General features: G+C 73.3%; 9 protein-coding genes and 1 pseudogene. All 10 read right to left on the bottom strand.

Going from position 1 to position 10494, the window contains the following annotated elements; translation table 11 throughout:
• Positions 1–251 (bottom strand): annotated as a pseudogene (locus tag Q1N79_RS08740) (hypothetical protein); the annotation flags it as partial.
• Positions 248–1960 carry a cytochrome c biogenesis protein ResB gene (locus tag Q1N79_RS08735; RefSeq protein ID WP_300606566.1) on the bottom strand — a complete coding sequence of 571 codons (1713 nt, stop codon included), beginning with the start codon at positions 1958–1960 and terminating at the stop codon, positions 248–250. The pseudogene Q1N79_RS08740 and the gene Q1N79_RS08735, both read right to left, overlap by 4 nt.
• Positions 1957–2547, bottom strand: coding sequence for a TlpA disulfide reductase family protein (locus Q1N79_RS08730; RefSeq protein WP_300606564.1), 591 nt, complete (start codon positions 2545–2547; stop codon positions 1957–1959). The genes Q1N79_RS08735 and Q1N79_RS08730 overlap by 4 nt, the downstream gene beginning before the upstream one ends.
• A gap of 41 nt (positions 2548–2588) precedes the next feature.
• Positions 2589–3221: a histidine phosphatase family protein gene (locus Q1N79_RS08725; protein WP_300606562.1), complete on the bottom strand. Its 633-nt coding sequence runs from the start codon at positions 3219–3221 to the stop codon at positions 2589–2591.
• A gap of 38 nt (positions 3222–3259) precedes the next feature.
• The gene (hemL, locus tag Q1N79_RS08720) at positions 3260–4555 is read right to left on the bottom strand and encodes a glutamate-1-semialdehyde 2,1-aminomutase (protein WP_300606559.1); all 1296 of its coding nucleotides are present in this window, start codon (positions 4553–4555) and stop codon (positions 3260–3262) included.
• 2 nt (positions 4556–4557) lie between these two features.
• Positions 4558–5226 carry a bifunctional DNA primase/polymerase gene (locus Q1N79_RS08715; protein ID WP_300606573.1) on the bottom strand — a complete coding sequence of 223 codons (669 nt, stop codon included), beginning with the start codon at positions 5224–5226 and terminating at the stop codon, positions 4558–4560.
• Positions 5227–5630: 404 nt separating this feature from the next.
• Positions 5631–6614 (bottom strand): porphobilinogen synthase, encoded by a 984-nt coding sequence (hemB, locus tag Q1N79_RS08710; protein ID WP_300606556.1) that lies wholly within the window; start codon positions 6612–6614, stop codon positions 5631–5633.
• Positions 6615–6621: 7 nt separating this feature from the next.
• The gene (locus tag Q1N79_RS08705; RefSeq protein WP_300606553.1) at positions 6622–8187 is read right to left on the bottom strand and encodes a uroporphyrinogen-III synthase; all 1566 of its coding nucleotides are present in this window, start codon (positions 8185–8187) and stop codon (positions 6622–6624) included.
• Positions 8180–9136 carry a hydroxymethylbilane synthase gene (gene hemC, locus Q1N79_RS08700; RefSeq protein WP_300606551.1) on the bottom strand — a complete coding sequence of 319 codons (957 nt, stop codon included), beginning with the start codon at positions 9134–9136 and terminating at the stop codon, positions 8180–8182. The genes Q1N79_RS08705 and hemC overlap by 8 nt, the downstream gene beginning before the upstream one ends.
• The gene (locus Q1N79_RS08695; protein ID WP_300606548.1) at positions 9133–10488 is read right to left on the bottom strand and encodes a glutamyl-tRNA reductase; all 1356 of its coding nucleotides are present in this window, start codon (positions 10486–10488) and stop codon (positions 9133–9135) included. The genes hemC and Q1N79_RS08695 overlap by 4 nt, the downstream gene beginning before the upstream one ends.
• Positions 10489–10494 lie beyond the last annotated feature (6 nt).

Raw genomic sequence — 10494 nt, 5'->3', positions numbered from 1 at the left:
GTGCCCGCCGCGCCAGGAGCGCCCGCCGTCACCGTCGACCCGCCCCCCGCGGCACTGGCCGCGCCGACGGCCGCCAGTTCCGTGGCGGCGACCGCGTTGACCGCGGGCGCGGGCCTCGCCGCCCGGCGCGGCCGGCCGAACGCGAAGTCGCCGGCGAACGCCAGCACCGCGAGCGAATAGATAAGCAGCGCCGCGATCATGAAGTCGCTGCTGACGTGCGCCAATGCCTGGTTGACGGCCACGACCCTCACGCTCCCGTTTCTGACTGGTTGTTAGGCTCACGTTCTTCGCCCGGCGGGGCGCCGGGCACTGACGGTGCCCCCGACACCGGCGGCTGCCCGGCCGCCGCGGCGTCGGCGTCCGCCAGCTCGGCGGACAGCTCGGCGAACTCGTCCTCGAAGCCGCCGCTGGCGTCGGTGCGGGCCAGGCCGCCGACTGTGACGACGGACCCGGTGCCGGCGACCGCGGGCACGGCCCGCACGAACACCCGCCGCCGCCGCACCAGGAACGAGAGCAGCAGGCCGCCCAGCGCGAGAATCCCGCAGACCAGGGCCGGAAGCTGGCCCGGGTCGTAGGTGATCGCGAGGCTGACCCACTGCTTGTAGCCGACGAACGTCAGCGTCCCTTCCCCGCCGGGAAGAGTCCAGCTCTGGCCGGGAAGAAGCAGCTGCGGCGCGGCCGTCACCTGCCGCATGCCGGTCGTGTCGAGCTGGTAGACCGACTGCGGGACGGCGGAGTTCAGGCAGCCGCTGCACGAGTACCCGATCAGCGACACCGCCGGGTAGTCGGGCGCGGGGAACGCCGACTCCAGCGTCCCGCCCACGGACACCGCGGTCGGCACGAACACGCCCTCGAAGCCGAGCTGCGACGGCGTGGCAGCCGACACCTTGACCACGCCCTCGGACAGCAGCGTGCCGGTGTTGGCCGGGATGAACGGCGTGGCCTGGTCGTACACCACCTGCCCGCGCGCGGTCGTCACGCGGAACACCGGGGCGTACCCGTGCCCGATCAGGTACACCTTGACCGAGTCGACGGCAAGCGGGTGGTTCACCTGCAGGTCGTAGGAGTGCGCCGGAGCGCCAGGTGACGCCGAGTACGTGACGTAGGCGTGGAACGCCGCCGGCTCGCCGGACGCCTCGTAGCTCGCCGAGAAGGAATTCAGCGTCAGGCTGAACGGCGCGAGGTCCGATCCGCTGACCAGCCGGCCGGGGTTGAACTCGTCCAGGGCGGCCGTCGTGTCGGCGAACCCCTGCCCCTCGACGAGCAGCTTGTCCGCCTTGTAGCCGAACAGCCCGCCCAGCGCGATCGACACGAGCACGCCCACCAGCGCGAGGTGGAACAGCAGGTTGCCCGCCTCCCGCAGGTACCCCTTCTCCGCGGACACCCAGTGGCCGGAATCGGCGGCACCCGGCCGCCGCAGCCGGAACCGGTGCCCGCCGAGCACCGCCGCCGCCACCCCGACCGCCGCGTCGGGCGCCAGCGCGGACGGATACGAGGCCGAGTGCGGCAGCCGTTGCAGGTAGCGAGGCGCCCGCGGCGGCGGCGTCCTGGCCGACCCGGCGAGCCGGAACGTGCGCGGGACCACGCAGCCGACAAGCGACGTGAACAGCAGCAGGTAGATCGCCGCGAACCACGGCGAGGCGAACACGTTGAACAGGCCGAGCCGGTTCAGCCACGGCGCGAGCGCCGGGTGCGAGGCGAAGTACTGCTGCACCCCGGCCAGGTCCGTGCCCTCCTGCGGCAGCAGCGACCCGGGCACCGAGCCGAGCGCGAGCAGGAACAGCAGGATCAGCGCGGTCCGCATCGAGGTGAGCTGCCGCCAGGCCCACCGCGGCCAGCCGGCGGATGGTCCCGCCGTAGCGCCGGTGACGGTTCCGTCCAGTCCTGGTTCGCTTGTCCCGAACGGAGCCGTGGCGTCTGTGTCCGCCTGCGCCTGCTGCGGCGTGTGCACGTCGGTCATTGGCTCGCCGCCACGTCACGGAGCATGGTGACCATGCCCGAGTAGCTGACCGCGCCGATCACCAGGCCCGCGATGCGCCCGGTCCGGTCGATCACCACGGTCGTGGGGGTGTCGCTGACCGGTGCCACCTGCCCGAACTCCTGCAGCACCGTGTAGCTGGGGTCGTTCACGCTCGGGTAGGTGATGCCGACGCTGCGGGTGTAGGCGAGCGCGTTGGCCGGCGTGTCGCCGACGTCGTCGCCGAGGAAGGAAACTCCCTGCGAGCGGAACTGCTCGGCGAGCACCGCGAGCGTCGGGCCCTCGCTGCGGCACGGATCACACCAAGAGCCCCAGAAGTTGAGCACGACGATCTCGCCCCGGTAGCTGGCGAGCCTGATCGGCGCCCCGGTCAGCGAGGTCGCGGTGAAGTCGGGCGCGAGCGCGCGGTGCCCCACCGCGTACACGATCTGGTCGGTGTTGCCGTCGATGTAGCTGACCCCGCTCGCCGCGCTGCTGCCCTGGGTGAACGTGACCACCAGGGCGCCGGCGAGCAGCACGGCAGCGACGGCCGCCACGCTGACGACCGTCCGGCGCTTGGCTTTGAACACCGGCGGTCCCTTACGGTCTCCTACAGGGGGTAGTACGCCGACTATTGTGCCGCATCCGGATCGCGGACCTGTCGCCGGGGCGGCACTGCGTAGGAAACGCCGCTCAGCTCCTCGCCGGAGAAGGTCAGGCTGGTCACGCTCCCGAGCGCGCACTGGCGGGTGCCGGGGTTGTGCCACAGCCGCCGGCGCTCCGCGGCGAGGCGGCTCACCCAGATCGGCAGCTGGTGGCTGACGCACACCGCCTCGCCGCCGGGCGCGGCTTGCCTCGCCCGCTCGATGACCGCGCTCATCCGGGCCGCCACGTGCGTATACGGCTCCCCCCACGACGGCAGGAACGGGTTCCACAGGTACCGCCAGTTCACGGGGTTCAGCGCCAGGCCGGCCAGGCTCACGGCCCTGCCCTCGAGCACGTTTCCCGACTCGATCAGCCGCTCGTCGGTGACGACCCGCAGGTCCAGGCGCCGGGCCAGCGGGCGGGCCGTCTCCTGGGCGCGTTCGAGCGGTGAGGCGAAAAGAGCCGCCACGGACCGTTCGGCGAAAAAATCGGCGGCGGCCGCGGCCATCAGCCTTCCGTTCGCGGACAGGTGATAGCCGGGCAGGCGACCGTAAAGGACGCCGTTCGGGTTATCGACTTCACCGTGCCTGAGCAGGTGAACGACGGTTGTCTGGGCCATGGCGCCGCCAGCTTACCGGCTCAGGCGAGCACCCACCGCTACGCGCCAAGCGCGCCGGCGGCGGCCCTGGCGGCCGCGGGGAGGGCGCCGGCGATCCGGGACAGCGCGGCGTCGTCGTGGGCGGCGGAGACGAACCACGCCTCGAACGCCGAGGGCGGCAGGTACACGCCGCCGTCGAGCATCGCGTGGAAGAACGCCGCGTAGGCGGCGGTGGACTGGTCCTTCGCCTCGGCGAAGTTCGTCACGGGACCGGTGCGGCCGAGGAAGACCGTGAACAGGTTCCCCGCCGCCGACAGGTAATGCGGCACCCCCGCCGCCGCGAGCGCCGACGACACCGCCTTGGACACCGCGGCGGCGAACGAGTCGACCGCGGCGTACACCTCGGCCGTGCAGGCCCGCAGCGTCGCCAGGCCGGCCGCGGTGGCGAGCGGGTTCCCCGACAGCGTGCCGGCCTGGTAGACGGGGCCCGCGGGGGCGAGCCGGGACATGATCTCCGCGCGCCCGCCGAACGCCGCGCACGGCAGCCCGCCGCCCATCACCTTGCCGAACGTCACCAGGTCTGCCCGCACCCCGTCCAGGCCGTACCAGCCGGACGCGCTGACCCGGAAGCCGGTCAGCACCTCATCCATGATCAGCAGCGCTCCGGAGGAGTCGCACAGCGACCGCAGCAGCGCGTTGAACTCTGGCAGCGGGGGGACCACGCCCATGTTCGCCGGGCATGCCTCGGTGATCACGCAGGCGATCTGATCGCCGCGGGCGGCGAACAGGCCGGCCACCGCGGCGTCGTCGTTGTACGGCAGCACCACGGTGTCGGCGGCCGACGCGCCGGTCACGCCCGGCGTGTCCGGCAGGCCGAACGTCGCCACCCCGGACCCGGCCGCGACGAGCAGCGCGTCCACGTGGCCGTGGTAGCAGCCCGCGAACTTCACCACGAGCGACCGGCCGGTGTAGCCGCGGGCGAGCCGCAGCGCCGACATCGTCGCCTCGGTCCCCGAGTTGACCAGCCGGACCTGCTCGACAGGCGCCCTTGAGACGATCTCGGCGGCCAGTTCCACCTCACCGGGCGTGGCCGCGCCGAACGACGTGCCGCGCGCGAGCGCCGCGGACACCGCCGCCACCACCGACGGGTGCGCGTGCCCGAGGATCATCGGCCCCCAGGAGCACACCAGGTCCACGTACTGGCGGCCGTCCACGTCGTACAGGTACGCGCCCGCACCCCGCTCGATGAACCTGGGCACCCCGCCGACCGGCCCGAACGCGCGGACCGGCGAGTTGACGCCGCCCGGCGTCAGCTCAAGCGCACGGGCGAACAGCTCGGCGGAGCGGTCCGGCACGGTCAGCTGCCCTCCCCCTCGCAGGCGTCGACAAGGAACTCGAGCAGCCGCAGCGCGTCAGGCAGCGGGTTCCCCGCGGGCTGCCGCACCCAGCGTACGTCCTGGCCGGTGCCGTACCGGGAGGGCGGTGCGAGCACGTAGCTGTCCCGGCAGTGCCAGCGCAGCGACTCGGTCTGGGTGGAGGTGTCAGGCGAGCTGTCCAGCCCGCAGGACCACCACTCCTCTTCATCGGCCGGCGCGCCCCTGGTGGCGACGAAGAACAGCATCCGCTCGGTGCCCGCGATCGCGACCGGCCCGGTCTCCACGCCAGCCCCCGCCGCCCTTGCCAGTGCCGCCGCGCCCGCCAGGGCCGGGACGTCGAGAACATCAAAAACCCGCCCGGTGACGAGTATCACATTCGCCTCAGGGCGGGCTTCCCACCACTTCGCAATCGTCTCGCTGTCTGCCGTCGCCTGCATCTGCCAGGTCGGTGACACCGGGTGCGCCCCCGGCGCCGGGCATCCGACGCGGTCGCACGAACACGCCCGGCCAGGCTCAGGCGTCCCGTCGATCCCCCGGCTGGAATGCACCCCTGGACATACCGGCCAGCCCATCGCGGCGTATTCCAGCGCGGCCGCGCCAAGCGCGGGCGGCCGTTGCGCCGCACGGCGGCGGCCTCGTCGCCGCATCATCGTCACCATCAGGCCCTGACTCCTAGTAGTCCACCGCTGCCTCCCACCCCGTCGGTCCGGGTATGCGAAGCACCCGCGGCATGCCGGTCGGTGGGATAGCGGAAATCGTACTCCGCCCAGCGGATCATTCCGAACGAACCCGCGCTGATCCGCGGGAGCTGCGACAACGCCGGCCGGGCCGAGCACAGCGCCAGCTGGCGGCCGTACGCGCGCCAAGCCGGGCGGGGGGGCGCCGGCAGGCCGACGGGCCGGCGGGCCGGGCGCCCGGACAACATAGGACCCAAGCCGCAGGGACAAAACCGCATAATCCGGACAAAAAACATGCCGCTCGGGTCCTAAGTGGCCGACACCGTCCCACTATCTGAGATCGCCGGCACCGCAACCGGGCGGTGGCGGCTCGGGCCTCAGCGGAGGCGGCGGGAGACCTCCGTCGCCCAGTACGTGAGGATCACGCTCGCGCCTGCCCGGCGGATCGCGGTGAGGGTTTCCGCGATCGCCTTCTCGCGGTCCACCCAGCCGTTCGCCGCCGCCGCCTCGACCATGGCGAACTCGCCGCTGACCTGGTACGCGGCCACCGGCACGCGGACCGTGTCGGCAACCCGCCTGATCACGTCGAGGTAGCTGAGCGCCGGCTTGACCATCACGATGTCGGCGCCCTCGGCGAGGTCGAGCTCGACCTCCCTGACCGCCTCCAGCGCGTTGGCCGGATCCTGCTGGTGGGTGGCCCGGTCGCCGAACTTGGGCGCGCCCTCGGCGGCCTCGCGGAACGGGCCGTAGAACGCCGACGCGTACTTGGCCGAGTAGGCGCAGATCGGGGTGTTCGTGAAGCCCGCCTGGTCCAGTGCCTTCCTGATCGCCGCGACCTGCCCGTCCATCATGCCGCTTGGCGCGACCATGTGCGCGCCCGCTCGTGCCTGCGCCACGGCGACGCTCGCGTAGCGGTCCAGCGTGGCGTCGTTGTCCACGTCGCCCCCGGCGGTGACGATCCCGCAGTGGCCGTGGTCGGTGTACTCGCACAGGCACAGGTCCGCGATGACCACCAGGTCGTCGCCGGCTTCCGCCCTGATGTCGCCGATCGCGACCTGCGAGATCCCCTCGGGGTCGTCGGCGGCGCTGCCGGGCCCGTCCTTCTCCGCCGGGACCCCGAACACGATCATGCCGCCCACGCCGGCCTCGGCGGCCTCGGCGGCGGCCTTGCGCAGGCTTTCCCTCGTGTGCTGCACGACGCCAGGCATCGACCTGATGGGCTGCGGCTCGCTGATGCCCTCCTTGATGAACACGGGAAGGACCAGTTCGGCGGGGCGCAGCGCGGTCTCGGCCACCATGGCGCGCAGCGCGCGCGTGCCGCGCAGCCGCCGCGGCCGGACCTGCGGGAATCCAGCGGTCACGGCGAGCTCACCGCAGCCTGCGGCGGGCGCCGCGGCGGCGCTCGCTCGGGCGGCGCAGCGGCTCGCCGGCCACGGCGGCCGCGTCCCGCTGCGCCGCGCCGAATTCGGCGAGCGCGTCGACGAGCGCGGTGACCGACGGCCTGGGCGCGGTGACGTCCACCCGCAGCCCGAACTCGGCGGCGGTCTTGGCCGTCTGCGGGCCGATCACGCCGATGACCGTCACGGCGTGCGGCTTGCCGGCGATGCCGACCAGGTTCCTGACGGTGGACGACGAGGTGAACAGCACCGCGTCGAACCCGCCGCCCTTGATCGCCTCCCTGATCGGCGCCGGCGGCGGCGCCGCGCGCACCGTGCGGTAAGCGGTCACGTCTTCCGCCTCCCAGCCCAGGTCGGTCAGCCTGGCCAGGAGCGTCTCCGTCGCGATGTCCGCGCGCGGCAGCAGCACCCGGTTGATCGGGTCGAGCAGGTCGTCGAACGGCGGCCACGCGTCGGCCAGGCCCTCGGCCGACTGCTGGCCCTCCGGGGTCAGGTCTGGCCGGATGCCGAAGTCACGCAGCGCGGCCGACGTCTGCTCGCCGACCGCCGCCACCTTCACGCCGGCGAAGGCCCGCGCGTCGAGGCCGTACTCTTCGAGCTTCTCGCGTACCGCCCTGACCGCGTTGGTCGAGGTGAACGCCACCCACTGGTACCTGCCGGTGACCAGGCCCTTGACGGCGCGTTCCATCTGCTGCGGGGTGCGCGGCGGCTCGACCGCGATCGTGGGCACCTCCTCGGGCACCCCGCCGTACTCGCGCAGCCGGTCGGAGACCGCCGAGGCCTGCTCCCTGGTCCGCGGCACCAGGACCCGCCAGCCGAACAGCGGCTTGGTCTCATACCAGGAGAACCGGCCTGCCGTGGCCGCCGCGGCGCCCACGACCGCCACCGCGCCGCCGCGTGTCGTCGCCACGGTCACCCCGGCCGCCTTGAGGTCGGGCCCGATCCGGCCGAGGGTGGTGGCGACCGTCTGCTGGTCGGTGGTCGTGCCGTCCCAGGTGATCGCGAATGGCGTCACGTCCGGCCAGCCCGCCGCGATGAGCATCTTCCCCAGGTCCTGCGGGGCCGTTTCCGCCCCGATCACCACGAGCGTGCCGGGGCCGTAGCTGACCTGGCTGGCCTCGGCGGCGTAGATGACCCGCAGCTCGCCGCCACCTTCGCTGGTCAGCGGGATGCCGGCGTAGCCAGGCACGGCGGTGGCGGCGGGAACGCCTGGGACGATCTCGAACCGCGCCTTCGCGTTCGCGCACGCCTGGACCTCGCCGACCGCGCCGCTCAGCAGCGGGTCGCCGGGGTACAGCCGGACGGCGAGACCGCCGGCCTTGGCCGCCTGCAGCAGCGTGCGCGCCGTTCCCGCCACGTCAGCGGGCTCGGCGACCTGGGCGTCCGGCCTGATCAGGTGGCGGAGCCGGTCCGCTACCTCGGGCTCTGCCACGACGAGGTCCGCGGCGCCGAGCAGCCGGATCGCGCGCATGGTAAGCAGGGCTTCGTCTCCAGGGCCGACGCCGGCGAACGCGACCCAGCCGTCCATGTCAGTCATGCGCTCCTCCTTCCTGGTGGCGCGGACCAGCCGGATCCCTGTCGGTCTTCGCGCCTATCAGGCCCGCGGCGCCGAGCGCCAGCATCCGCGCCGCCAGCTCGCGCCCGAGGCGCGCCGCGTCCCCCGCGTCCGCTTCCCCCTGTTCGCGAACCACCGCAGTCCCGCCCAGCACCACGCCCTGCAGGTGCAGCCGGTCCGTTCCGGCCGCGTACGCGCCGACCGGCGCGCTGCACCCCGCCTCGAGCGCGGCAAGCAGGCTGCGCTCGGCCGTCACCGCGGCCCTGCTCGCGGCGTGTTCTACCGTCGCGAGCAGCGCCGCCAGTTCGGTGTCCGCCGCGCGGCACTCCACGGCCAGCGCGCCCTGGGCCGGCGCGGGCACGATGTCGTCGGGCTCGAAGACCTCGCTGACCAGATCCGCGCATCCGATCCTGGCAAGCCCCGCGTAGGCGAGCACCACCGCGTCGAATTCTCCGTCGCGAACCGCCGCCAGCCTGGTGTTCGCGTTGCCGCGGATCGGCAGGCAGTTGACGTCCGAGCGCAGCAGCGCGAGCTGCGCCGCGCGGCGCGGCGACCCGGTTCCGATCCGGGCCCCGGCCGACAGGTCGGCCAGCTTCGCCCCGTGCCACCCGACCAGCGCGTCGCGCGGGTCGTCGCGAGCCGGGACGGCGGCAAGCGCGATACCCGGCGCGGCCCCGGTCGGCAGGTCTTTGAGCGAGTGCACCGCGAAGTCCACCTCCCCGCGGAGCAGGCTTTCCCGCAATGCGCTGACGAAAACCCCGGTGCCGCCGATCTGGGTGAGGTGCTCCCTGCTGACGTCGCCGAGCGTGGTCACGCCCACGATCTCCACCGGGCGGCCGGTGCGCTCAGTGACAAGCCGGGCCACCTCGCCGGACTGCGCCAGGGCCATCGGGCTCCGGCGGCTGCCCAGCCGTAGCGTTACCGCCTTCACTGACACCCCTCCTGATCGGCCACGTTCGGGGATTCGACATCGGCACGCGTCACCGCCTCGATGGCACGCGGGTCGAGGTCGAAGAGGACGCGCAGCGCGGCGGCGTACTCTTCGCCGCCTGGCGAGGACGCGAGTTCCTTTACCCGGACCGTCGGTGCGTGCAACAGCTTGTCTACCACTCGCTGCACGGTCTGGGCTATTTCTTCAAGCGCCCGGCCGCTCAGCCCGTCTTCGCTGAGCCGCCCGGCGAGCCTCGCCAGCTCCGCGTCGACCACGGTCGCCGCCTTGGCGCGCAGCGCCACCACGGTGGGGGTCACCCGCGCGGCGCGGACCGCGGACCCGTAGGCGGCGTACTCCTCCTCCACGATCGCGCGGACCGCCGCCACCTCTTCCGTGCCGACCGCCACGCCGCCGCTGCCGCGCAGCTCAGCCAGGCCGATCACGCTCACGCCCGGCAGCGCGGCGGCCGCCCGGTCCACGTCGTGCGGCATGGCGAGGTCGAGCAGGACGAGCGGGCGTGCCCCGCGAAGCCCGAACGCGGCGCGCACCACCGGCTCGGCGACTACCAGCCCCGACGCCCCCGTACAGGAAATGACCAGGTCGGCGGCTGCGATGGCGTCCTGAAGTGAGGCGAGATCGGCCACCTCGCCGCCCACACCCGCCGCGAGCCGCTCGGCCCGGGCGCGGGTGCGGTTGGCCACGACGATGCGCGCGGCGCCCGAGCGTGCCGCCGTCGCGACCGCCAGCCCGCTCATCGCGCCCGCCCCGACCACCAGGACGTCGCGCCCGGCGAGCGGCCGGCCGTTCGCCCCGGCCGTGCCGAGCGCGGCCGCGGCGAACTCGATCCCGACCCTGACCAGGCTGATGCCGAGCCGGTCGATCCCTGTTTCCGCGCGGGCCCGCTTCCCCGTTCGCAGGGCCAGCCTGCCGAGGTCGCGCAGCGACCTGCCGAGCGTCCCGTTGTCGGACGCGACCCTGAGCGCCGTCCGCACCTGGCCGAGTATCTGATCCTCGCCCACGACCATCGAGTCGAGCCCGCTGGCCACGGCGAGCAGGTGCTGGACCGCGCGGTCCTCGTAGTGCACGTAGAGGCTTCCGGTCAGTTCGCCTGGCTGGATGCCGGAGTAGCGGGCCAGCAGCTCACACACCCCGGTGACCGCGCCGTGGAACCGGTGCACCTCGGCGTAGACCTCCACCCTGTTGCAGGTGGAGATGACGAAAGCCTCCCCGATGTCCGGCAGGTGGGCGACGTCCCTGAGCAGCTTGCCGAGCGTGTCTCCGCTGACCGCGGCGCGTTCCAGGGTCGCGACCGGCGCGCTCTTGTGGCTGAGGCCGACTACGAGGACGCTCACCGCTAC

Source organism: Trebonia sp. (genome assembly GCF_030042015.1).
Lineage (GTDB): Bacteria > Actinomycetota > Actinomycetes > Streptosporangiales > Streptosporangiaceae > Trebonia.
This window is presented reverse-complemented; position numbering and strand designations above follow the sequence as displayed.

What these genes read in the sequence shown, in the direction of transcription:
- Q1N79_RS08735 (WP_300606566.1), bottom strand. Translation starts at nt 1,960, where the DNA reads ATGACCGACGTGCACACGCCGCAGCAGGCGCAGGCGGACACAGACGCC.
- Q1N79_RS08725 (WP_300606562.1), bottom strand. Translation starts at nt 3,221, where the DNA reads ATGGCCCAGACAACCGTCGTTCACCTGCTCAGGCACGGTGAAGTCGAT.
- Q1N79_RS08715 (WP_300606573.1), bottom strand. Translation starts at nt 5,226, where the DNA reads ATGATGCGGCGACGAGGCCGCCGCCGTGCGGCGCAACGGCCGCCCGCG.
- Q1N79_RS08705 (WP_300606553.1), bottom strand. Translation starts at nt 8,187, where the DNA reads ATGACTGACATGGACGGCTGGGTCGCGTTCGCCGGCGTCGGCCCTGGA.